This is a genomic window from Micromonospora sp. WMMB482, from assembly GCF_019038635.1.
Classification (GTDB): Bacteria; Actinomycetota; Actinomycetes; order Mycobacteriales; family Micromonosporaceae; genus Micromonospora; species Micromonospora marina.
Genome location: NZ_JAHOPD010000003.1, coordinates 11,169 through 34,445, shown reverse-complemented (window position 1 = coordinate 34,445; position 23,277 = coordinate 11,169). Strand labels below are relative to the sequence as shown.

General features: G+C 70.4%; 20 protein-coding genes and 1 pseudogene. 6 read left to right on the top strand and 15 right to left on the bottom strand.

All coding sequences use genetic code 11. From position 1 onward, the window contains the following. Positions 1 to 68: 68 nt before the first annotated feature. From KSK32_RS34790 to KSK32_RS00220, 3 genes and pseudogenes are all read right to left on the bottom strand, one after another. A pseudogene (locus KSK32_RS34790) lies at positions 69 to 226 on the bottom strand (ISAs1 family transposase); the annotation flags it as partial. A gap of 13 nt (positions 227 to 239) precedes the next feature. Further along, a complete protein-coding gene (locus KSK32_RS00225; protein WP_254186869.1) occupies positions 240 to 542 on the bottom strand; it encodes a transposase in 303 nt (100 codons plus the stop codon). Then, a complete protein-coding gene (locus KSK32_RS00220; protein WP_216927924.1) occupies positions 526 to 846 on the bottom strand; it encodes an integrase core domain-containing protein in 321 nt (106 codons plus the stop codon). The genes KSK32_RS00225 and KSK32_RS00220 overlap by 17 nt, the downstream gene beginning before the upstream one ends. A gap of 20 nt (positions 847 to 866) precedes the next feature. Between KSK32_RS00220 and KSK32_RS00215 the strand changes: the two genes are divergently transcribed. Then, on the top strand, positions 867 to 2,267 hold the full coding sequence (locus KSK32_RS00215) for an IS30 family transposase (RefSeq protein WP_216927923.1): 1,401 nt from the start codon (positions 867 to 869) through the stop codon (positions 2,265 to 2,267). Here the strand turns inward: KSK32_RS00215 and KSK32_RS00210 are convergent. Then, positions 2,164 to 2,892 (bottom strand): IS3 family transposase, encoded by a 729-nt coding sequence (locus tag KSK32_RS00210; protein ID WP_216927922.1) that lies wholly within the window; start codon positions 2,890 to 2,892, stop codon positions 2,164 to 2,166. The genes KSK32_RS00215 and KSK32_RS00210 overlap by 104 nt on opposite strands. Continuing rightward, a complete protein-coding gene (locus KSK32_RS00205) occupies positions 2,889 to 3,164 on the bottom strand; it encodes a transposase (protein WP_216927921.1) in 276 nt (91 codons plus the stop codon). Before KSK32_RS00205 ends, KSK32_RS00210 begins: the two co-directional genes overlap by 4 nt. A gap of 157 nt (positions 3,165 to 3,321) precedes the next feature. Here KSK32_RS00205 and KSK32_RS00200 point away from each other — a divergent pair, with 157 nt between their 5' ends. Then, positions 3,322 to 5,799 carry a Nuclease sbcCD subunit C gene (locus tag KSK32_RS00200; protein WP_216927920.1) on the top strand — a complete coding sequence of 826 codons (2,478 nt, stop codon included), beginning with the start codon at positions 3,322 to 3,324 and terminating at the stop codon, positions 5,797 to 5,799. Positions 5,800 to 6,102: 303 nt separating this feature from the next. Here KSK32_RS00200 and KSK32_RS00195 read toward each other — a convergent pair whose 3' ends face one another. Beyond that, a complete protein-coding gene (locus KSK32_RS00195; RefSeq protein ID WP_216927931.1) occupies positions 6,103 to 7,368 on the bottom strand; it encodes an IS701 family transposase in 1,266 nt (421 codons plus the stop codon). Positions 7,369 to 7,747: 379 nt separating this feature from the next. Between KSK32_RS00195 and KSK32_RS00190 the strand changes: the two genes are divergently transcribed. Then, positions 7,748 to 8,188: an aldo/keto reductase gene (locus KSK32_RS00190; RefSeq protein ID WP_289256096.1), complete on the top strand. Its 441-nt coding sequence runs from the start codon at positions 7,748 to 7,750 to the stop codon at positions 8,186 to 8,188. A gap of 88 nt (positions 8,189 to 8,276) precedes the next feature. Here KSK32_RS00190 and KSK32_RS00185 read toward each other — a convergent pair whose 3' ends face one another. Continuing rightward, positions 8,277 to 8,687 carry a RidA family protein gene (locus KSK32_RS00185; protein WP_216927918.1) on the bottom strand — a complete coding sequence of 137 codons (411 nt, stop codon included), beginning with the start codon at positions 8,685 to 8,687 and terminating at the stop codon, positions 8,277 to 8,279. A gap of 78 nt (positions 8,688 to 8,765) precedes the next feature. Between KSK32_RS00185 and KSK32_RS00180 the strand changes: the two genes are divergently transcribed. Continuing rightward, a complete protein-coding gene (locus KSK32_RS00180; RefSeq protein WP_216927917.1) occupies positions 8,766 to 9,143 on the top strand; it encodes a helix-turn-helix domain-containing protein in 378 nt (125 codons plus the stop codon). Between the two features lie 40 nt (positions 9,144 to 9,183). On the opposite strand, the gene KSK32_RS00175 is transcribed toward KSK32_RS00180, so the two are convergent. The 6 genes from KSK32_RS00175 to KSK32_RS00150 all read right to left on the bottom strand — a co-directional run bounded on the left by KSK32_RS00175 (position 9,184) and on the right by KSK32_RS00150 (position 13,548). Then, on the bottom strand, positions 9,184 to 9,894 hold the full coding sequence (locus tag KSK32_RS00175; protein WP_289256092.1) for an excalibur calcium-binding domain-containing protein: 711 nt from the start codon (positions 9,892 to 9,894) through the stop codon (positions 9,184 to 9,186). Positions 9,895 to 10,082: 188 nt separating this feature from the next. After that, a complete protein-coding gene (locus KSK32_RS00170) occupies positions 10,083 to 10,826 on the bottom strand; it encodes an EcsC family protein (protein WP_216927916.1) in 744 nt (247 codons plus the stop codon). Between the two features lie 80 nt (positions 10,827 to 10,906). After that, entirely contained in the window at positions 10,907 to 11,899 is a 993-nt protein-coding gene (locus tag KSK32_RS00165) for a P1 family peptidase (RefSeq protein WP_216927929.1), read from the bottom strand. A 47-nt stretch (positions 11,900 to 11,946) separates the two neighbouring features. Then, positions 11,947 to 12,288, bottom strand: a complete 342-nt coding sequence (locus KSK32_RS00160) for a DUF1330 domain-containing protein (protein ID WP_216927915.1) — start codon at positions 12,286 to 12,288, stop codon at positions 11,947 to 11,949. A gap of 48 nt (positions 12,289 to 12,336) precedes the next feature. Continuing rightward, positions 12,337 to 12,867, bottom strand: a complete 531-nt coding sequence (locus KSK32_RS00155; protein ID WP_216927914.1) for a hypothetical protein — start codon at positions 12,865 to 12,867, stop codon at positions 12,337 to 12,339. 72 nt (positions 12,868 to 12,939) lie between these two features. Then, positions 12,940 to 13,548, bottom strand: coding sequence for a class I SAM-dependent methyltransferase (locus tag KSK32_RS00150; RefSeq protein WP_216927913.1), 609 nt, complete (start codon positions 13,546 to 13,548; stop codon positions 12,940 to 12,942). Positions 13,549 to 13,714: 166 nt separating this feature from the next. On the opposite strand from KSK32_RS00150, the gene KSK32_RS00145 reads away from it, so the two are divergent. Beyond that, positions 13,715 to 17,209, top strand: a complete 3,495-nt coding sequence (locus KSK32_RS00145; RefSeq protein ID WP_216927912.1) for an NACHT domain-containing NTPase — start codon at positions 13,715 to 13,717, stop codon at positions 17,207 to 17,209. A 41-nt stretch (positions 17,210 to 17,250) separates the two neighbouring features. Then, positions 17,251 to 18,171 carry an alpha/beta fold hydrolase gene (locus KSK32_RS00140; RefSeq protein ID WP_216927911.1) on the top strand — a complete coding sequence of 307 codons (921 nt, stop codon included), beginning with the start codon at positions 17,251 to 17,253 and terminating at the stop codon, positions 18,169 to 18,171. Here KSK32_RS00140 and fxsT read toward each other — a convergent pair. Together fxsT and KSK32_RS00130 are read right to left on the bottom strand one after the other, a co-directional pair. Next, positions 18,149 to 22,084, bottom strand: coding sequence for an FxSxx-COOH system tetratricopeptide repeat protein (gene fxsT, locus KSK32_RS00135; RefSeq protein WP_216927910.1), 3,936 nt, complete (start codon positions 22,082 to 22,084; stop codon positions 18,149 to 18,151). The genes KSK32_RS00140 and fxsT overlap by 23 nt on opposite strands. Further along, positions 22,081 to 23,271, bottom strand: coding sequence for a TIR-like protein FxsC (locus KSK32_RS00130; protein WP_216927909.1), 1,191 nt, complete (start codon positions 23,269 to 23,271; stop codon positions 22,081 to 22,083). Before KSK32_RS00130 ends, fxsT begins: the two co-directional genes overlap by 4 nt. Between the last annotated feature and the right edge of the window lie 6 nt (positions 23,272 to 23,277).

Here is a 23,277-nt window from a genome sequence, read left to right as displayed (position 1 = left end):
AGCAGGGCCTCGGAGTAGTCCTCGAAGGTCCGGTTGGTTATGGGATGCCGTGTAGGGCCAGGGTTGTAGCGGGGTTGGTGTGGGCGGCGGGCGCTGGCGGTGTTCGCCCAGCCTGCGAGGCGGATGGTGCCGCAGACGATGTCGTGCAGGGCGGCCATGACGGCGGGGTGTTGTGGGTGCGGATCTGGCTGGCGTCCTCGCCGAAGGTGACGTCGCGGATCCAGTGCGGCTCTTCTAGGTTAAGCGGGATTGAGGAGTCCGCGGTGGCGTCGGATGGTGGCGGTGCGGGTGCGGAGGCGTTGGTTGGCGGGGTTGCGGAAGCCGTAGGCGTCGCGGGCGACGGTCTTGATCACGCGGTTGGTTCCTTCGGAGCCGGCGTTGGTGATGCCGGTGGTTAGGAACGCGAGGATCTGCGGCCACCAGGTCTCGGTCGTGGTGGCGAGGCGGTGCAGTTCGGGCAGGTCAGTGGCGGCGCACCGGGTGTAGAAGAGGTGTAACTGAACCGCCCCGGGTTCTGTGGAGACCTCAGCTGTTGGCTCCAACCACCTCACGGGGCTGGGGTTGAGCGTAGAACATCGATTCGTATTCGGTGGGTGGGAGGTGGCCGGTTGCGGAGTGCAGGCGCTGGTTGTTGTACCAGTCGACCCACTCGGCGGTGGCTAGTTCGACCTGGGCGAGGCTGCGCCACGGGCGGCGGGGTTTGATCAGCTCGGTCTTGTAGAGGCCGATGGTGGACTCCATCAGCGCGTTGACGCTGCCGATGGAGGCGTCGATACCGGCGTCGAGCAGGTGGGCGGTGAACCGGAAAGACGTGTATTGGGCGGATTCAACCGGTCCTCGCAACACCTCGTCGGAGAGGTGAAGCGATGGCTTATGGGCCGGGGCAGAAACGGGTTCGGGAGTATCGGGGGCAGATACCTTCGCCGGGACGGCCGACAGTGGCGTGGCGTCAGGACCGGGTCAAGTTCTGGGCTGCGATCCGTTCCGGTGTGATGACCGAGGACGCGGCCGCGGTGGCGGGTGTGTCGTCTCCGGTGGCCTTCCGGTGGTTCCGGCACGCTGGCGGCGTGAATCCTGCGTTGCCGCCGACGGTGTCGGGCCGCTATCTGTCGTTCAGCGAACGAGAGGACATCGCCCTGGCGCGAGCGCAGGGCTTGGGCGTGCGTGCGATCGCACGCCAGCTCGGGCGGGACCCGTCGACGATCTCGCGGGAGTTACGGCGCAACGCCTCGACCCGGACCTACCGGTTGGACTACAAGGCCACGACCGCGCAGTGGCATGCGGAACGCCGAGCCCGCCGGCCGAAGACCGCGAAGCTGCTGGCCAATGACCAGCTGCGAGAGTACGTCCAGCAACGGCTTGCCGGCGCGATCCGGACCCCGGACGGTCGACCGGTCACCGGCCCGCAGGGCCCGCAGTGGAAGGGCCGCAACAAGCCCCACCGGGCCGATCGGGCATGGACAACCGGGTGGAGCCCGGAGCAGATCTCCCGCAGGCTCAGGGCCGAGTTCCCGGAGGATGAGTCCATGCGCATCAGCCACGAGGCGATCTACCAGGCGCTCTATGTCCAGAGCCGGGGCGCCCTCAAGCGAGAACTCGTCACCTGCTTGCGGACCGGCCGGGCGCTTCGTGTTCCCCGAGCCCGCGCGAAGCAACGCGCGTGGGCCCACGTCACCAGCGGCACCCTGATCAGTGAACGGCCCGCCGAAGTCGCGGACCGGGCTGTCCCTGGGCACTGGGAAGGAGATCTGATCATCGGGTTGCAGCGCTCCGCGATCGGGACACTGGTCGAGCGGACCACGAGGTTCACGCTGCTGGTCCACCTGCCTCGTGAGGCCGGCTGGGGCGTGATCCCGCGGACGAAGAACGGCCCCGCCCTCGCCGGATACGGGGCTATCACGATGAGCAAAGCCCTCGCCGAGACGATCACCCAACTACCCGAACAACTGCGCCGGTCACTGACCTGGGACCGCGGCAAAGAGCTGTCCGCGCACGCACGCTTCACGGTCGAGACCGGCGTGCCGGTGTTCTTCGCCGACCCCCACAGCCCCTGGCAACGCGGCACCAACGAGAACACCAACGGCCTGCTGCGGCAGTACTTCCCGAAAGGCACCGACCTGTCCCGATGGAGCGCCGACGAGATCAACGCCGTCGCCCACGCCCTCAACAGCCGACCCCGGAAAACCCTCGACTGGAAGACACCAGCCGAAGCCCTCGATCAACACCTACAATCGCTCCAACAAGCTGGTGTTGCGAGGACCGGTTGAATCCGCCCTGACTGCCCGCGTCGCTGTGATGGACCAGGCCTGCCCCGACGGGCTGGCCGGTGCGGTCGCGGCGCCACAGCCCCATGTCCAGGGCGGCGAGGACCAGCGGGGTGCGTTTGTTCGTCGCCGCGGACCACCCCACGATCGCCCTGGAGTAGACGTCGACGACGAAGGCGACGTAGACGACGCCGGACCAGGCCGTGACGTGGGTGAAGTCCGCGACCCAGCACCTGTTCGGGCGGGCGGCGGTGAAGTCCCGGTTGAGCAGGTCAGCGGCCCGCTGATGCCCGGGATCGGCGACCGTGTTGCGGATCTTCTTGCCCCGCACTACGCCGGTCAGGCCGGCGTCGCGCATCAACCGCTCGACCGTGCACCGGGCCGTCGGATGCCCTTGGCGGCGCAGCTCATGCCAGACCTTGCGAGCTCCGTAGACGCCGTAGTTCCCCGCATGGATCTCCCGCACGAGTTCGGTCAGCTGCGCATCGCGCACCTGACGCTTCGACGGCGTACGCTTCTTTGCCGCCCAGTAACCGCTCGGGGTGATCTGCAACCCGTGCCGGCGCAGCACGCGGCAGATCGGCTCGACTCCACCAAAGCGGTCCCGATGCTCGTCGACGAAACTCACGAGCGTGTCGTAGGCCGGTCGAGCTCGGCCGCGAAGAAAGCCGACGCGGCCTTCAAGATCTCATTCGCCCGCCGCAACTCGGCGTTCTCCCGCCGCAGCCGCTTCAGCTCCGCCGACTCCTCCGACGTCACCCCCGGCCGCCGGCCGTCATCGACCTGCGCCTGCCGGACCCACTTCCGCAACGTCTCGGCCGTGCCGATCCCCAACCGGGCCGCCACCGCCGTGATCGCCGCCCAGTCCGACTCGTAGTTCGGCCGCACCTCCGCGACCATCCGCCCGCCCGCTCCCGCAACTCCTGCGGATACGGCTTCGTTCCTGCCATCTCTCGATCCTTCCCAAGCGGGGAAGTCTCTACAAGATCCGGGGCGGTTCAGTACTTACGGGGCCAGCGAAGCTCGTCAGGTCGTTGACGCGGCGATCGCGGCGGGGTTGCACGCGGTCGCCATCACCGATCACAACACCGCCGGCTGGTGTGATGCGATGGCTGAGGCTGCCCGGGGCACGCCGCTTGTGGTGCTGCCGGGCGTGGAACTCAGCACGGCCGAGGGGCATCTCCTCGCTATCTGGGACGAGGGGACCCCGGCCCAGTTCATTGAGGACGTCCTCGTCGAACTGGGAATCCTCCGCGCCGATCACGGAGATCTCCACAAAGCCTTACGCACCGGCTTCGCCGAGACCGCCAAGATCGTTGCCGCCAGGGGCGGCCTGGTGATCGCGGCGCACGCCGACCGCGAGAAGGGCCTGCTTCGGATTCCCGTCGCTGACCACGTCAACCAGACCATGCTGGACCCGGCCATCGCCGCCATTGAGATCGTCGACATCGCGGAGGCCGAAAAGATCAGGACACGGCTGGACGGCAAGCGCGACCTGGCAGTGGTCCGCAGCTCCGACACCACCGCGTCCGGCGCCAGCGCCCATGTCCTCCACGGCATCGGTAACCGCCGGACCTGGATCAAGGCATCGAGGCCCGACCTGCGCGGGTTGCGGCATGCATTGGCGGACCCGTCACTGCGGATCCGCCTCGTTGAACCTGCGATGCCCGAGCACACGGTGATCGAGTCCGTGACAGTGACCGGCGGGTTCCTCGATGGGCAGCAGTTTGAGTTCTCCGGCGACCTGAACTGCCTGCTCGGCGGAACCGGCGCGGGCAAGTCGCTGCTCATCGAGTTGGTACGGATCGCGCTCGACCAGCAGACTGACGCCGACGACTTCCCGCAGGTGCGCAAGGAGGTCGAGTCCCGGCTCAAGTACGCCCTCACCTCGGGCTCGACCGTCGAGGTCGTGCTCACCCGCGGCCAGGCACGGTGCATCGTCCGTCGCGCCTACTTCGAGGACGGATCCACACAATCGGAGTTCGTCGGTGACACCGAGCAGCTGACCGGGCTGTCCGGGCGAATCGCGATCACCGGATTCTCGCAGAGCGAGGTAATCGAGTACGCGCGGACGCCGGTCGGCCGGATGGCGCTCATCGACTCCGCCCTCGACCTGACCGAGTTTGAGATCCGCGAGACGGACGCGGTGGCCCGGCTCAACGACAACGGGCGTCTCATCAGCGGGCTCGAATCGAAGATCGCGCAGGCCAAGCAGAAGCTGCAGACTCTCCCGGACGTCGAGAAGCGGCTGGCGGAGCTGTCCGACCTGTTCGACGGCGAGACCGTCAAGATGCAGGCGAGCTGGAGCTCGGAGAAGGCACTTTTCGACACCTTGGTCGGCATACCCGAGCTGAAGGTCGCCGCCCGGACAGCCGGCGGGGACAAGTTCCGGGGCTCGGCCGCCGTCGCCGGCAACCAAGATCTCTACGAGCGAGCACAGGCGGCGTACACCCAGTTGAACGAGGCGATCGACGCGGCCAACGCACAGCTGTCCGAGGCCCTGCTGGTCGTCAACAAGGAACTCGCCGCCATCAGGCAGGAATGGCTCGATCGGTATAAGCAGTTCGACCACCAGCTCGCCGAGGCCGTAAGCCGCATCGACGTCGACAACAAAGGGCTCAGCGCGCTGCGGACCCGCCTGATCGAACTCCAGACGGAGAAGGCCAAGCTCAACACGCAGCAGACCCAGCTGAACGAGGAGTTGCTGCCCAGCCTGACCACGGCCAAGGCGTATCGGGAGGAGCTGATCTCCGAACTGCTGGACGCACGCAAGGCACGACGGCGGCGACGCGAGGAGCGGATCAAGGCGCTCAACAAGCTGATGGGGGGCATCGTCCGAATCAAGATGCTCCCTGAGAACGACGACTCGGCCTACCTGGCCGACCTGTCGGCCATCGCCAAAGGCTCCCGGCTGCGCAGCCCGATCCTTCAGCAGATCTGCCAGGAGTCCACGCCGGTCAAGCTGGTCCGCTCATTCCTCGCCGGGGACGTCGACGGCGTGTGTGCCGCCACCGGTGTCGAGCGCAAGCACATTGAGACCCTGTTCGAGCACGTGACGGAGAAAGGCACGATCGAGGACTTCTTGCAGATGCAGACCCTCGACCTGCACGACGGCCTCTCCGTCGAGTTCCGCAAGCACAGCAACGACGGCTACGTGCCGATAGAGCGGCTCGCCCACGGCCAGAAGTGCACCGCGATCCTGATCATGGCCCTCGCCGACGGCAACGAACCCCTGATCATCGACCAGCCCGAGGACGCACTCCACGCACCGTGGATCGAGGAGTACCTCGTGGCGAAGCTTCGCGACCTGCGAGGCAGCCGGCAGTACATCTTTGCCACCCGCAGCCCTGGCCTCGTCGTCTCCGCCGACGCCGAAATGATCATCACCCTCACCTCGGACGCCACGAACGGCGTCGTCGAGGCGACCGGGTCCCTCGAACGCCACGACCTCAACGTCCTGGCGTTGTACCACCTGGAAGGTGGCCCCGTGCCCTTCAAGCGCCGGACGGTCAAGCTGGCATCGTCGATGTCGTAGCTAGCGAAAGAGCTGGTCGAGGCGACCCCGAAGACCGTGCTCGAATAGTTGGCATCCCGTTAGACCATGGGCGCGAAGCCCGTGCTGGCACCATGAGCGCAGCGAGTGGAGCCGGCGGTTCTGGACATAGGCTGGTTCTCCGTTGGTTGCCCCGTGGCTGCTCGGTGGCTGCTCGGACGTCGGGGAACTGGCACGGACGTGCCGGGACTCACTCGGATTCCGGGCCTCGTCTGGCGACGAGCCGCGATCGACGAGCCCTGATGCAGAGCCTGGACCTCCTAGTACGGCAGCCGCCGTTTGGGATCATGGTTGAAGTTCGAGGTTGAGCCGGCGTGTGTAGTGGGCTCGTCGGGCTCGGGCTTGATGCCGTCGTCGCCAGCCTGACCAGTGCAAACGATGGGCGAGGTCGGTGATCGGGCGGATGAGGCAGGCGTTGATCAGGCGGCGGACCTCGTTGACGGTCAGCGTGATCAGTCCCGTGTCGGTGGGCTCGTCGTGGGTGGCGTCAGCGGCGCTGATTGTCAGCACGGCGAGGGCGGCCAGGGCGAGGGTGGTGAATCGGTGCCAGGAGTCCCAGCGGCGGACCTGGTGCTGGTCCAGGCCGACCTGGCTCTTGGCGGCCTGGAAGCTCTCCTCGATGCTCCAGCGGATTCCGGCGACCCGCACGAGCTGGACGAGGGTGGCCGGTCTCGGGGTCCAGCAGCGGTAGAAGGCCAGCTCACCGGTGGTGATGTTGCGGCGGATCAGCAGGCTGTGCCGGCCGCCGTCGTCGGGGTCAGCGTCGGTGCACACGTCATCGAGCCAGGCCCAGTCGTAGAAACGCGGCCCCTTGGATCCGGCGCCGGCTGAGCGGCGCTGCCACGCCGAGGCGGGCAGGTCAGCGGCGATCCGGTCGGCGCGGATGCGGGTCTTGCTGCCGTCGATCGGCACCAGGTGGCTGCGGGACACCGCAAGGACGTAACCGATCTCGTGTTCGCGCAGGCCAGCGCGGAAGGCGGCGCTGTTGCCGTAAGCCTCGTCCGCAGCCACCCACCCGGCCGGCACCCCGGCGTCAAGGGCTGCGGTGATCATGTCGGCGGCCAACTCCGACTTGGTGGCGAACTCGATGTCCTCGGGCACCCCGGCAGCAGCACACCGGTCGCGGTCGTCGGTCCACGACGCTGGCAGATACACCCGCCGGTCGATCAGGGTGTGCCCGTCGGCGCCGGCGTAGCCCAGGAACACCCCGACCTGACTGTTCTCGATCCGCCCTGCCGTGCCGGTGTACTGGCGCTGCACCCCGACCGTGTGGATGCCCTTCTTCAGATCGCCGGTCTCGTCGACGGCCAGGACCGCGTCCGGACCGCCGAACCGGCCGGCGATCATCTGCCGCAGGTCGTCGCGGACGGCGTCGGCGTCCCACACCGCCCGGTACAACAACCGCTGCATCGCATCCGGCCCGGCGTGCCCGGCCTGCTCGGCCAACTGCCAACACGTCTTGACCTCAAGGTCAGCCAGCAGCCCGGTCACGAACTGTCCGGCCGCCCGGCGCGGTTCCACCCGCCCGAACCGGCCCGCGAAGCAGCCCAGCACCTCGGCCAGCACCCGCTCCCACCGTGCAACAGCTAGGCTGTGGCACGCGGCCACCGCAAGATCTGAAGTTATGTCCACAACGTACAGACGATCACGCGGTGGCCGCCCCGCGTCCACCCCAGGTCACCAGCAGAATCTCAAACGGCGGCTGCCGTACTAGTACCTATGGGGACTCGCGCGGACCGGACGGGTCTGGGGCGGACGGTTGAGCGGCCCGATCAATTCCATAGACGAGCATCGGTCTACGGATCAGAAGGTTAGGGGTTCGAGTCCCTTCGGGCGCACAAATGATCAAGGCCGTGACCTGCAGGAACGGGGGTCACGGCCTTCTTCTTTCCCGGTTCACTGGTCGTCGGTTCCGTCTGGTGGGACGTTGGTGCTCTGGCGGGTCATCGAGCCGGAGGTCCTTCCGCTCTGCACGCGCCAGGGTGTCGGCCAACTCGCTTTTCAGCCGCTGGCTCAGGGTGTGCTCACCGGAAAGTACCGGCCCGGTCAGGCCTGGCCCGAGGGTTCGCGGGCGGCGTCGGGCGGTCGAGCTCCCCGGTTCATCAACCGGGTTCTGGGCGAGAAGGTGCTCCTCGCCGTCGAGGAGTTGCGTCCGGTCGCCGAGGCGTCCGGGCTGTCCCTCGCGCAGCTCGCCATCGCCTGGGTGCTGAGTAGGCCCGGAGTCGCCTCAGTCGTCATGGGGGCCACCAGGCCGGAGCAGGCCGACGACGAACACGACGCGACCGCCACGACGATCCACGGGACTGCCGTCCCGACCCACGGCCTGAAGTCACCGGGCTCACCCGGGGCGACCCTCGATCTCGATCCTTGATCACCCCGCCGGCCGTCACGGACAGCGCCGCCCGCAAGCGGACGAGGAACATCCACCGCCGCAATCCATCTGGATCGGGAAGGCGCGATCAGTGCGCGATCGCGGTCGCCTCCAGTTCCACCAGCACGTCGGGCTCGAAGAGGCGGTCGACCCCGATCAGCGACGCCGGCGGAAGCGGCCACGGCAGGCCGAGTTCCTGGACGACCGACTCGATCCCGGCCATGAACGGCCCGATCTTCTCGGGCGCCCAATCCGTGACGTAGAACGTCAGCCGGACCACGTCCTCGAACGAGGCGTCCGCGCCGGTGAGGGCGCGGCCGGTGTTGCGCAGCACCTGCGCGACCTGCCCGGCCAGATCCCCGGGCGCGACGGGGGAGCCGTCGTCCAGTCGTGCGACCTGGCCGCTGACGTGGATGTGGCGCGATCCGGTGGCGACGGCCACGTGGTGGTAGGGCGTGTTCGGCTGAAGACCGTCTGGGCTGAAGCGGGTGACAGGCATGGTTTCTCCTCCGCAGGACAACTTAGGTTTACCATTGATACCTAGTTGACGAAGGACACTTCAAGGAGACCTGGTTCCATGGGCGATACCGCCACCCCTCAAGACGGCGAGCTGCGTGTCGACGCACCGCACCGCGAGCTGCTCGACCAGGTGCTGGACAAGTGGTCGCTGAGCGTCCTCAACGAGCTGTGCGAGCGCCCGTGCCGCTTCAACGAACTACGCCGAGCGATCCCGGCGGTGACGCAGAAGTCGCTCACGGCGACCCTGCGACGACTCGAACGCAACGGCATCATCGAACGGCACGTGGTGGCGACGCGCCCGGTCGCGGTCGAGTATCGGATCACCCCGCTGGGCAAGACGCTGCGTGCGCCGATCGACGTGCTGCTCGAATGGACCGACGCCCACATGGCGCAGATCGAGCACGCCCGACGGGCGTTCGACGCCGAGCTGGAGTGACTACCGGGGCGCACCGCACGGTCCGCCCCGGCGCCGGGTGTCACTCGCAGACCGTGCCGTCGTTGTCCCGGTCGATGTACCAGTAGTACTCGGGATCCTTGCCCTGCCGGTACGGGCCGTACCCGTTGGCGTTCGCCTCCTTGCAGGTGCCGAAGCGCGGGTCGTTGCCACCGCCGCCGGAACTGCCGCCACCACCCGTGCTGCCGCCTCCGGTGCTTCCGCCGCCGGAGTCGCCGTTGCCGCCGCCCGGCTCGCAGGCCTCGCCGTCGAGGTCGCGGTCCAGCCCGGTCCGGTACCCCGGCTGGCCGCGCAGCAGCGGCGCCTTGCCGGCTGCGCGTACGGCATCGCAGTTCTTGAAGTAGACGGCGGGTTTCGTGGTCCTGCGCGGGCTCGGCTTCGACGCGGGCTTCGCGGTGGTCGGCGCGGCCGTGGTCGGTGACGGCGACGGCTCCGGCGACGCGGTGCTGACCTCGGGCGCGGGGGCCGTGGTGGCGGGCGCCGCCACGGTCGGCACTTCCTGGGCGACGGCCGGTGCCGTGTCCGGTTCGGTGGTGGGGCCGGCGGCGACGCCGATGCCGAGCAGCCCGCCGCAGCAGGTGAGGACCGCGACGCCGCTGACGAGGAGCACCTTGATCGCCGCGGGCTGGCGGCTCCACCACGACGGTCGCGGCGGCGGCGCGAACGGCATGCCGGGCTGGTGGGGCGGCGGAACCTGTCCGTGCCACTGGTTCGGGGGAGGGAGTTCGGTCACAGCGGGCAGTGTGGAGCGACGTGCCCGCACCGGAGTGTCGTTGAGCCGACAGACCGGCCCTTACCGGCGCGACAAGCGACGAAGTGGCGGGCGGCTGCCGGAATACCGGCATCGATGCCGCGGATGATCGGACCCGGCCCCGCGCCGAACGGCCGACGACGAAGGGCCGGGAGCGGGACGCCCGCCGATCAGGAAGTGAGCGGGGTGAACAGCTTGTTGGCGGACCGGCCGACCGCGCCGGTCAGCGTCGCGTCGATGCCTCCGCCGACGATCCCGCCGACGAACGGTACGGCCTTCGCGAGCGTGATCACCGCCCGCTTCGTGCCGTACTTGGCGAGCAGCATGAACCCGAGCTTCTGGTTGATCTTGCGGATCAGGTCGATGGACGTCTTCCTGATCGCCTGCTCGGTCAGCTTGACACCGATCTGGGCTCCGAGCGCGCTGAGCGTCGACTGGATGTTCGAGCCCACCGCGACGAGCGGGATCATCGCCTGCGTGTGCGGGTCGTCGAGGTCGTAGCCACGCAGGTAGGCGATGGCTCCCGCCAGGCGGACGTTGATGACGAGTGCCCCCGCGACGTTCGCCGGCAGCGTGATCGGCAGGGTGAGGAAGCCGCCCAGGCCGGTGACGAACCCGGCCGACCCGGCGGCCATCACCGACTCCTTGATGAGCCGTCCGATCACCTTGTCGACGTCCTCGGCGGGGGTGCCGCCGCGCCTGCCGAGCAGGGAGCTGTCGTACCTGTCGCCCTGCACGGCCCGCAGCCGGGACTCGGCCCAGGCCGCCGAGCCGGTCACCGGCCCGATGCCGTTGCGCACCACCTTGTTGACGGTGTTGACCAGCGCCAACGCGGTACGGCTCGTCTTCTCGTCGTCGTGGTCCCCGGGGGCGGGCTGCTCGCTGTCGAGCCGCGATTCGGCGGTGTCGTCCATGGCGAATCACTCCAGCCGTATCGATCATCGCTGTCAACACGACTGTCGTCCGTCGGTCACCGCCGTCCGTCGACAGTGGATCAGGCGTACGGCCGGGCCGTCAGCCGTCCCGCCGCCGCCAGGCGCTCGACCGCCGCCCGGTGGGGAACCGCGTGACTGGTACGACCGCCCACGCCGGTCGTGGTGACGGCGGTGAACAGCGAGTTGAGCAGCGCCTCCTCCACCGCGTCCAGCACGCCGGCGAACACCGGATCGATCGCGGCGTCCGGGATCGGTGGCTGGTCCGACGTGGTGAACGCGATCGCGTAGTCCCCGCTGGTGTTGCTGAAGGACGCACCGACCCGCGCCATCGCGAACACCGCCCGGCGGGCGAGCCGCCGGAGCTGGCGCGCGTCCAGGGGTACGTCGGTCGCCACCACGATCATGCACGAGTTGCCCGGCGGTTCGGTCCGGTCGGCGGCCGGGACCAGCTCGTCGACCGGTAGCGGCACGCCGAGCGCGGTGAGGACGCCACCGAAGTTGGACTGCACCAGCGCGCCGACCGTCCGCGTATGGTCGGTGGTTCGGACCGTGCGGGACGAGGTGCCGATGCCCGCCTTGTAGCCGAGGGCGGTGGTGCCGGCGCCGGCCCCGACACAGCCCTCGGCGGGCAGACCGCCGGTCGCCCCCGCGACAGCGGCCAGGACGTGTGCCTCGGCGATCGGACGCCGCCGGATGTCCGACAGGTGCCCGTCGTTCGTCTCACCGACCAGCGGGTTGAACGACAGCCCGTCCGGCCGGCGCTCCATCAGATGCCCGAGCAGCGCGTCCGCCGCCCGGAACACCGACAGCGTGGCGGTCAGCACGACCGGAGACTCCAGTACGCCGAGCTCGTCCACCTGGGTCGAGCCGACGAGCTTGCCGTGGCCGTTGCCGGCGTACACCGCGGCGGGCAGCGTCCACCGCCCGGCGCCGAGCTGTTCCGGCACGATCGCGGTGACGCCGGTGTGCAGGTCGGCGCCGTCGTCGATGGTGGTGTGGCCGACCAGGACGCCGGGGACGTCGGTGATGGCGTTGTGCGGCCCGGTGGGCAGCGATCCGACGACGATCCCCAGGTCGCGGGCACGCCGTCCGGGCCGGTTCAGGAGGCCGCCGCCCGGATCGCCTGCGCCATGCCGGCCGGGGAGTAGTCCTCCGGGACGCCCTCGACCAGGATGATGTCGCCCTCGATGTGCCGCGAGCGCAGCGGCGCGATCTCCTGGTAGGCGGGTGAGTCCCACCAGGCCCGCGCCTCGGCGATGCCCGGGAAACCGAGCATCACGACGGCGCCGGGCCAGGCGCCCTCCTTCACCTCGTGCGGCGTGGCGTGCACGAGGAAGCGGCCGCCGTACGGGGTGAAGGTGGCCGGAAGTCGCTCGACGTACTCGGCGATGTCCCGGTGCGGTGCGGCGTCCTGGAGGTGGGCGATGACGTACGCGGGCATGGTGTCCTTTCGGCCGTCGGGCTCCGAACGCCGATCCTGACACAGCGGTCAGCACGCTTTCTCGCCCATTTTCGTGAACTCGTCGAGCGGGACCGTCCGCAGCACCTCCCCGCTGTCGTCGAAGTCGGTGACCAGGACCGAATCCGGCCGCAGCTCGGCCAGTTCGGCGATCCGGAAGTCCACGCCCTCGGTGCGGAAGCTGTTGTCGTGGGTGGCGCCGGAGACCCGGAAGGCCGCCTGCGCTTCGACCACCGGCCCGGGCGGGAAACCCTCAAGGGGTACGAGGGCGGGCGTGGTCGCGTCGCGCGGCACGTCGTACTTCCGTCTCGGCCAGTACGGCCGCTCCGGCGTGGGCGCACCAGGCGAGGCGGACTCCGCCACGGAGGTGAGCACCACGAGGTCGGGCGGCCGGTCCGCGCACCAGGCGAGCGCCGCGTGCGGCCGGCCGTGAGCGTCCACTGTGAGGCCGGTGACGCCCTTCACCTCCGGCGTACAGGAGGTCAGCCCGGCCAGCACGACCAGGGCGGCGGCCGGTGCCGCGACGGCCCGGCGTGTCCTCGTACCCCGGAGAGCGGTCATGCTCCGACGGTGACAGCGCCGTGTCACCCCGCGATCCGCGTTCGGTTGCGGCCCGGTGACAACGTCGGGCGCTCAGGCCCCGGATGCGACGGCCGCGACGGCGGCGTGCGGCCGGTGGGCGTCGTCGTCGAGGCGCGTCAGGCGCTCGACCTCGGCGAACCCTGCCTGCCGCAGCCGCGTGGAGAACTCGTCCACCGGCCAGCGGTACGCGGTGGCGACCTTGTGGTCGAAGGCGCCCACCTCATCGCCGACGAAGATGCCGGCCACGAGCGGTCCACCCGGCACGATCGCGCGGCGGAACTCCGCCAGGACGCCGTCGAGGCCCGGTGGCGGGAGGTGGATCAGCGAGTACCAGGCGAGGATGCCGGCGACGGAGTGGTCCGGGACGTCGAGGTCGTCCACTGACCCGAGCCGGTAACGGCCGTCCGGATGCGTCGCCCGCGCGTGCGCGACGAACTCGGGAACCATGTCGATCCCGGTGGCGTCGACGCCCAGCGAGCGGAGGTGGCCGGTGAGGTGACCGGGCCCGCATCCCAGGTCGAGCACCGGGCCGGTCCGGACGGTCAGGTGGCGGCCGATGAGGGCGAGGTCGTCCGCGTGCACGTGCCCGGTGGTGCCGAACAGTTCGATGTAGAGCGTCGCGACCGCCCCGTACGCCTGCCGTACCCGTGTGTGGTCCACCCGTCGACTATAGGGCTCGGGCGCCTTGGCCGCATTTACCGGATGAATGAGATGAATGAATGGAAAAGTCGTCGCAAAGCCGCCGACCGGTGAGGAATCGATAGCTTTCCGTCACTGAAGTTTCTATCCTTGAAGAATCCCGATCGCCAGCAGCGGAAGGGGCGGCATGCCGCGCCGTTCGAGCCTCAGCTATCGAGATGCGTTACGACTGCTGGCCCCGGGCAGCGCGCGCATCACCGAGACCGACAAGGTCGTCAGCGCGGGGATCCTGGGCGCCGGCGCCCTCTCCCACGGCACGGCGCTCGCGCTGCTCGGCCCGAAGAACGCGCTCATGCAGCTCGTCCGGGACGCCACCGGAAACCAGGCCGGGCGCATCCGGGCAACCGGCGGAAAATCGTATTACGAGCTGCTGGAGGCCAGCCATACCGTGCTGGCCCTCTCCGCGTTCTTCGACGGTTTCCGCGACGAGGTCGGGCCGGGTTTCGACCGGCTGGAACTGACCGACGAGGAAAAGGTCGGCATGGTGCCGGCCGAGCGTCGCCACCACACGCTTCCGCAGGAGATCGACGGCGGCTACTTCCCGCTGCCCTCCTCCGTGCACGGCATGGACGACACCCGGCGGGACGTCGAGGCCGCCTACGTCAAGCTCTACGACGCCACCATCGCGTTCTGCGAGGGCCTCGCCGCCTGGCCGTCGGTGCGACGCGGGCTGGACCTCACCTCGATGCGCTCCCGCGTGGTGGGCCGGGCCATGTGGCACTACGAGGACCGCTTCGACCGGCTCGCCGCGGACCTCCCCGAGTTCGGGTTCCGGATGATCCGGCAGGCGATCGAGCACAACCTGATCGACAACCGGACGCTGACCACCGAGGTCTCGGCCCGGCTGGATGCGCTGGCGCAGCTCTACCGCAACCTCGCCGAGTTGTCCGGCCCGGTGGCCGCGGACCGTTCCGACCTGCTCCGCGAATCACTCGACCGGCTCACCGGCTCGCTGGGCGCGGTGTTCCGGCAGCCGCTGCTGCGGATCAAGGACGTCGACTTCCACCTGCGCCTGCCGAACGTGGACAGCGGGTTCATCAGCCCCGACTTCCGGGCCGTCGAGTACGGCAAGCACACGTCCCCGGAGCGGGAGCGCTGGTGGGAGGACCAGCCGCGCCGGGGTGACCTCGTCGGGTTCCTCTCCGAATACCTGACCGACCCGGCGAGCCTGCACCGTCCGCTGCTCCTCCTCGGTCAGCCGGGCGCCGGCAAGACGCTGCTGACCCGGGTGATCGCGGCCCGGCTGCCGGCGGACCGGTTCACCGCGATCGTGGTGCCGCTGCGCCGGATGTCCGGGGACACGTCGCCGACGGAGCAGATCGAGGCCGCGATCGAGCAGGTGATGGACGAGCGTATCCGCTGGGCGGACCTGCGCCGGGCCACCCAGCACACCACGGTCGTGGTGATCTTCGACGGGTTCGACGAACTCGTCCAGGTCACCGGCACGGCCCACTCGCAGTACATCGACCGGGTGGCCGAGTTCCAGGAGACCCAGTGGGACCTGGGCTACTCGGTCATCCCGATCATCACGTCCCGGATCCTGGTGATGGACCGCGCCAGCGTGCCCCAGGGCGCCGTGCTGGTCCGGCTGGAGGATCTGACCGACGCCCAGGTGACGGCCTGGCTGGCCGCCGTGAACGCGGCGAACGCGGACCGGCCCGGCTACCGCCGGCTGTCCGCAGGGGAACTGCTGTCACACGGCGAGCTGGCCCGCCAGCCGCTGCTGCTCACGCTGCTGGCGATCTACTACAACGAGCACTGGGCCGACCGCCGTCCCGGCGCCGCCATCTCCCGGTCCGACCTGTTCACCGGCCTGCTCACCGCGTTCATCAGGCGGCAGGTGAGCGAGAAGACGCCGATCGCGCTTCCGCCCCACGAGCGGGAGGCACGCGAGCACCAGCTCCGGCGCGACCTGGCGATCACCGCGTTCGCCATGTTCAACCGCAACCGGGAACTGGTGAACCGGGCCGCGCTCCGCCTCGACCTCGACTGCTTCGGCGCCGGGCCCGGAGACGGCTCCCGGTTCGAACTCGGCGACGTGCTCGGCCCGGAACAGCTGGTCACGGCCGCGTTCTTCGTGGTGTACGGCCCGGACGACGTGCAGGGCGAGGACGCCCGGCGCACGTACGAGTTCCTGCACACCACGATCGGCGACTTCCTGATCGCCGAGTACGTCATCGGGGCGCTGCGGAGCCTGGCCGAGCTGCGCCGGCACACCCGCAGCCCGGCCGGCTTCGGCTATCAGCTGGACACCGGCCAGTTCCGGGCGCTGCTCTCCCACCAGCCGCTGGTGAAGCGGGAGGCGGTAATCGGTTTCGCCCGCGAGCTCAGCTCCCGCCACCCGGAGGAGCGGGGTGGGATCGTGGAGACCATCGCCGGCCTGCTGGCCGAGGCCCGGCAGCGGACCGACCTGGCCGGTGTGGACGGCTACCGGCCCGCGCCGTACGACCCGGTGCGGCTGCTCGCCGCGTACACCGCCAACCTGGTCGCGCTCGCCGCGCTGGTGTCTCCGGACGGCGTACGCCACACCGACCTGATGGACGAGGCGACCTGGGTGTCCACGGTCCGGCTGTGGCGGGCGGGGCTGGACGAGAAGGGCCAGCTCGCGATGATCAGCTGGCTCGACCGGGACGCCGACGGCCGGATCGTCGCCGAGCGGCGGCGCGAAGGGCGGGGCGAGAAGGTGAACGTGGCCGCCGAGGAGGCGCGGCTGCTCGGCGACATCACCACCTACGGCCAGTTGCAGGCGGGCGCGCGGACGTGGCGCGGCCAGCAGCCGGACAGCTTCGAGGCCGGCCGCTTCCACGCCGACCTGGTCTCGCTCGCCACCCGCCGCTGGCCGGTGCCGTCCCTGCACCAGCTCATCCTGTACGACGAGCGCAGCTACCGGCGGCTGTGGGCGCGCGCCGTCGAGTCACCGGAGGCGGTGTCCAGCACGAGCGCCACGGTCCTGCTGGAATGCCTCGCCGAGGACGGCGCGCAGTTGCCCCGCGAGGTGGTGTGCGGGCTGACCCGGGTGGCGCTGAGCCGGCTGCCCGACTCGCCCACCGCGCCGCCCGAGCTGATCATCTCGTGCCCGTACCTGATCGACGAGTTCCCGGAGCTGGTCGACTCGCTCGGTACGACCGACGACCACGCGGTGCTGCACGCGCTCATCCTGCGGCACGGGCTGCACCGGCTGCCGCAGCGGTACGTGCCCCGGGTCCGCCGGGTGCTCGCCGACATCGAGGACCGGCTCGCGGAGCTGCCGCTGGAGGACGGCGTGGTGTCGGCCGAGATGGCCGAGCAGTTCGCCGCCGCGCGGGTCGACAACCGCACCGCGCTGTGGCTGCTGATGGCGCTGAGCGAGTACGCCGACCTGGCCTGGCCGAAGATCCCGCCGAGGACGATGCACGCCCTGCTCGCGCACCGGCTGCCGGACGAGTTCCTCGACGAGGCGAGCCTGTGTCGCCTGCTCCTGGACTACCTGCGGGCCCACGACCGGGCGCCGGCCGAGGTCTCGCTGGCATCAGCCCTCGACACGCTGCGCGTCCTCGCCGCGTCCGACCCGTCCGCCGACCAGACCGACCAGGCCGGCACGTCCGATCACACCGGCCCGATCCCGGCTGCCGAGGCGGTCTGACCACGCCACCCGTACCGCCACCACCCGTTCGGAGGCCCCGATTGGCACACTCGCCCCGGCACCGAGAGCACATCGTCCGGACGGGAAGGAGGAACCTGGCGGTCGACATCGCCGGGCAGGAACGCGGTTGGCCCGTGTTCCTGATGCACGGCACACCCGGCAGCCGCAACGGTCCACGACCACGGTCCATCGTGCTGCACCGGCTCGGCGTACGGCTGATCTCGTACGACCGGCCGGGTTACGGCGGTTCCAGCCGGCTGCCCGGCCGCCGGGTCGCGGACGCTGCGGCGGACGTCGCGGCCATCGCCGACGACCTGGGCCTGGACGGGTTCTCGGTGGTGGGGCGCTCCGGCGGCGGCCCGCACGCCCTGGCCTGCGCCGCGCTGCTGCCGGAGCGGGTACGGCGGACCGCCGTGCTGGTCGGTCTCGCCCCGGCCGGCGCGGCCGGGCTGGACTGGTTCGGTGGCATGACCGACGCCAACGTCCGGGACTACGGCGCCGCCGAGCACGACGTGCCGATGCTCGCCGAGCAGTTGCGGCTGCGGGCCGAGCGGACCATGGACGACCCGGGCTCGCTGCTGGCGGTGCTGGTCGAGCAGATGACCGCGGCCGACCGCCGGGTGGTGGCCGGTGTGCCGATCCGCCGTCAGCTGACCGACGCCTACGCCGAGGCGCTGCGCCAGGGGCCGCACGGCTGGATCGACGACGTGCTGGCGTTGCGCGCCGACTGGGGGATCACGCTCGCGGACATCCGGATGCCGGTCCGGCTGTGGCACGGCGCCGACGACAACTTCGCCCCGGCCAGCCACACCCGCTGGCTGGCCGAGAAGATCCCCGGCGCGCAACTGCACGTGCAGCCGCGCAGCGCGCACTTCGGCGCGGTGGAGGTGCTGCCGGAGATCCTCGCGTGGCTGGCCGACCCGGTGGAGCGGGCCGCGGTCAGATCGGATGCGGGTCGATGATGCGCCGCTGCAACCGGCTCTCCCGGACGGCCTCGACCGCCGGGTGGTTCTCACCCAGCCGGTAGGTCAGCTCGCGGGTGACCGCCTCCACCTCCGCCCGCCGGCCGTTCTCCACCCGCTCCTGCATCACCACCAGGTTCGCCCGGCAGCGCAGCGTGTTCGTGTGGTCGCGGCCGAGGATCCGGACCAGCCCGTCGTGGGCGCGCCCCAGCAGGCTCAGCGCCTCCAGGTCCGCGGCCTCCCGGCCCTCCGGCGGGTCGGGCTGTTCGGCGATGCAGATGCCCTGGTTCATCCAGCCGGAGAGCGGGTACGGGTGCCCGCTGCCGAGCACTCCGGCGAGCGCGTCGGCGGACCGGCCGGCGAGCTGCCGCGCCTCGGCGAAGTCCCCGGCGCGGCGGGCCACCATGGCGAGGTTGACCATGCAGACCAGGGTCAGCGGGTGCGCCGGGCCGAGGTTGCGCTGGTAGATGCGGTGTACCTCGGTGAGTTCCCGGCTGGCGCGCTGGAACAGGTCGACGGTGAGCAGGTTGATCGACAGGCTCAGCCGGCAGGTGAGCGTCTCCGGGTTGTCCGGCCCGAACCGCTCGTTCAGCAGCTCGTACGCGGCTTCGAGGAGCTTGCCCGCCTCGACCGCGTGCCCGGCCGCGCGCAGCGACACCGCCAGGTTCGTCTGCGTCCGCAGGGTGATCAGGTGTTCGGCCCCGGCCGTGTGCAGCAGATCCCGGTGGACGCTGCGCAGGCGGGTGACCGACTGCTCGAAGTCGCCCGCGTCGCGCATGTCGATGCCGACGTACGCGGAGGAGGCGAGCGTGTCCGGGTGGTTCTCCCCGAGGATCGCGCGGCGCCCGGCCAGCACCATCTCGTCGTTCTTGCGGGCCTCCCGGAAGTCGCCCATCAGGCGCTGGGTGCTGGCGAGGTTGTTGAGCGCGGCGAGGGTACGCGGGTGCTCCTCGGTGAAGTTCCGCTTCCACGCGTTGAACGTGATCTCGTCCAGACGCAGCGCCTCGTTGTACATGCCCATGCCGCGCAGGTCGCGGGCGAGCCCGCCGGCGGTCATCAGCGTGTGCGGGTGGTCCTCGCCGAGCAGGTCCCGCTGGGCCGTCAGCACCTCCTCGTCCAGCGCCCGGGACTCGGTGAACTGCCCGAGGAAGGCGAGGATGTTGGCGAGGTTGAACTGGAGGTGCAGCAACTGCCGGCGCAGGTCGTCGCGCGCCCGTGGGTCGGTCTCCTCCGCGAGCATCTGCTCCCAGGTCTGCGCGACCTCCTGCCCGAGCCGCCGGCCGGTCTCCAGGTCGCCGCGCAACTGGAGGTAGCGCACCCGGTCGATCATCAGGGCCCGCACCTCCACCTTGCGGCTCAGCGGCGCCTTGGACGCCTCCAGGTGCGGCCAGATGACCCGGAACCTTGGCCAGCCGTCGGGGTCGTCGACCTCGCCTTCCGGCCGGGCGGCGGCGAGCACCAGGTGGACCTGCTGGCGGGCCTCGTCGAGTTCCGCCTCCGTCATCCGGGACCGGACGGCGTGCTGGAGCAGGCGGTGCATGAGCACCAGGCCGCCCCGGCCCCGCTCACCGCCGGACGGGTTCTCGGCCCGCAGGTCGACCCGGACCAGGGCGAGCCGGTTCGCCTGCTGCACCAGTTGCTGCCGGACCAGCCGCTCCTTCGCCTGCGGGTGGAACGGCACCAGCGCCTCGGCGAACTCGTCGCTGTAGACGAGGTCGGCGGAGATCTCCGGCGCGAACACCGAGCAGAGTTGCAGCACCCGGTAGGCGGCCGGGTTGCGGGTCCGCAGGTGGTTGAGTGACAGCTCCCAGGTGGCCTCGACGGAGACGTTGCTGTTCGGCTCCATCACCGCGCCCGGCCCGAACCTGGCGATCTCGGTGAGGTAGCTGTCGACCGAGTGGCCGGTGTCGGCCAGCCAGGCCGCGGCGGCGGTGACAGCGATCGGCAGGTCACCGAGCAGGGCGGCGATCCGGTCGGCCTGGTCGACGCGCATGGTCGGCACCCGCTCGGTGAGGTGCTGGATGCTCTCCGCGCGCTTGAACACGTCGACCTGGACGGTGGTGGCCCGCTCCACCCACTGGAGGTTCCGGGACGTGATCAGGACGTGGCCCTTGCCGTCCGGCACGTACGGCAGGACGCCCTCGACCTCGTCCGCGTTGTCCATGATCAGCAGCCAGCGGAGGTCGGTGCGGCGCAGCGCCTGGAGCACCAGCCGGGCGTTCTCCCGGTTCGACTCCGACGACGGCACGCCCAGGTAGGGCGCGAGGTCACCGATGGCCGACTCGATGAACGGCACCTGGTCGGCGTCGATCCACCACACCATGTCGTACGCGGCGCGGTAGCGGTGGGCGTACTCCAGCGCGAGCTGGCTCTTGCCGATGCCGCCCATGCCCTGCAACGCCACCGGCCCGGTGCCGGAGAGCACCACCTTCGGGCTGCTGCGCAGCAGCGTCCGCAACTCGCGCAGGTCCGCCTCCCGCCCGGTGAAGCGCTTGTTCCGGCCCGGCACCTCGAACACCGTGTTGTCGCGGCCGGGGAACCGGGGACCGGTCGGCAGTTCCAGGTCGGCCGGCACCCCCTCGCGGCCGACCAGGCGCAGGATCCGCGCGGCGGCGGTCCGGGCCTCCAGGCCGGCCACCGAGACGGTGTGCGCGGCGGGCACGTTCGCCAGGCGCCGCACGTCCGCGACATACACGACGAGCGGCACCTGGTCGGGCGAGCGGTCCGGCGCGGCGAGCACCGCCTCCTCGCCGGCGTTGGACTCCGACACGATGATCAGCTCCCGGGCCGTCCGGGGCGTCTCGTCCTCGGCGAACCACGGATCGGTGACCCGGACGTCGGCCGAGACCAGCAGGTGCCCGATCCACTCCGCCCACACCCGGTCGTACGGGGCGTGCCGGAGCAGGATCTCGTTCTCCACCGAGTTGGAGGTACGGGTGAACCGGGCGTTGACCCGTTCGCGTACCGCGCTGCTCATCGGCGGCAGCGACTCCACCTCGCCCCGGGTGATCTCCCGGGCCAGCACCTCGTACGCGGACAGCAGCGAGCCGTTGACGCCGGGCTGGTCGGCGAACGTGGCGAGTAGTTCCTCGTACGCGTAGAACGCCTGGTAGGGCACCTGCATCCGGGCCCAGTACCGGTCCCGGTCGGCCTCGCTCATCCCGCTCGGCAGGCCGCTGAAGCGCTGGCGCGCCACCGCCCGCCCGGTGTCCGCCTTGACCTTCTCCGCCGGGTCGATCCGCATCGGCACGGGCAGCACCCGGATCCGCCGCGACCCGTAGCGGTGCTCGACCAGCCGCGCCACCTTCGCCGCGCCGGTGATGCCCTGCTCGCTGAGGGTGAAGCAGGTGACCAGCACGTCCGGCAGCTGGATGGTGCAGATGTCGGCGACGTCGGAGAACCCGGTCCGGCTGTCGATCAGCACGTAGTCGTAGTTGCGCTTCATGTCGGCGCGCAGCGCGTCGAAGAAGTAGCCGCCGCCCTGCCGCTCGTAGAACTCGTCCCAGTTCATCCCGGCGAGCGCGCCGGCGTAGTCGTTGTTCTGCTGGCCCGCGCCGAGGAAGTCGAGCGTCCCGTCGCCGGGGAAGTTGGACCAGTTCAGCGAGAACGAGTACTTGTGCACGCGGGCGTACTGCTCGTGCCAGCGGTCGTCGCCCTTGTCCTGCTTGGTGGTGGTCGCCCACTCGTACTCCCGGATCAGGTCGATCACCCCGCCGGTGCTCTCCAGCGCGTCCCGGTCGATGAACGGCGCGAAGAAGCGCGACAGGCCGGGGGACTCCAGGTCCCAGTCGACGGCGAGCACGCGCTTGCCGTTGGCGGCGAGGATCCAGGCGACGTTCGCCAGCGCCATCGTCCGGCCGGTGCCGCCCTTGTAGGAGTAGAAGGTGACGACCTGTCCCTCGCGTCGGGTCATGTGTCCACTCCCTCGTCGGGCGGCGGGTTCTCCCAGAGCCTGGGTTTGCTGATCGGCCGTCCCGGCGGCGGGTAGGCCGGTCTCGCCTCCAGGTAGCGGCGGCGCATCCGGTCGACCAGGCCGTGGATCCCGGCCCGCCAGTCGTCGTACGTGGTGATCGCCAGCGGGCGTGCCGCGGGCGGGAAGATCTCGATGGCCCGGTCGAGCAGCACCGCCGCGTGGGAGCGGCGGCCGGGCGCCGAGTCCTCGATGATCACCACGACGCCCACCCAGCGGTGCAGCGAGGCGACGGCCGCGCGGACGGCCTCCGCACCGTCCGGCGTCTCGACCACCCGAGGATCGATCATGAGTACGCCCGGGCAGCCCCGGAACAGCCCGGCGTCCGGCACGAAGTCGCGGACGTCGATCGGCATCCGCAGCCGCTGCACCGCGTCGGTCACGTCGTCGACGACCGGCGGCCGGTCGCGGAACGGGCGCCACCGTCCGGCGTGCGTGTCGGACCGCCCGTTGAGCCGGCCCGGGTCGGCCGGTTCCTCGGGCGCGATCACCACCGCCCGGAACGGCACCTCGCTCGTCGGGGACGACGGCAGGTCGGTCGGGCCGGTCGGCGGCTCGGCCGGTTGCAGCGGCGTCTGCTCGGCGGTCTCGACGATGTGCTGGGCGAGTCGGCCCAGCACCTCCTTGTAGGCGTGCTGGAACTTCTGGAGCCGGCAGAGCGCGCTCATGCCGTTCGCGGCGTACGCGTCCACGTCGGCGGCCATCGCCACGGCCCGGGCCTGGTCCGGCGCGTGCACGGCGGCGGGCGACGGGATCCACAGGACCGGCAGGATGTTGTCGCCGTCGGGCGGGCGGCCGGCCCGGATCAGCCGTTGCCGGAACCACTCCCGTTCCCGGCGGGAGTCGTCGCGGTTGAGGTAGTCCGGTGAGTACAACGGCACGAACACCTCGGCCTCGGCGAGCGCTGTGCGTTTTCGTTCCGTCCGGTCGTCCGGCGGCCGCACCATGAAGTCGGCGAAACCCTGCCGGCGTAACCGGTCGCCGGGCCGGCCGTCGATCGCCAGGTTGAGATCGTGGTAGAAGCGGCGGACCCAGTGGTCGCCCGGGGTGCGGTCGTTGTGCGTCGGTGGGGGGACGTAGCTGAGGAAGAAATAGGGCGGGCCCGGCAGCGCGGGCCGCTCAGAGGTCACGACGGC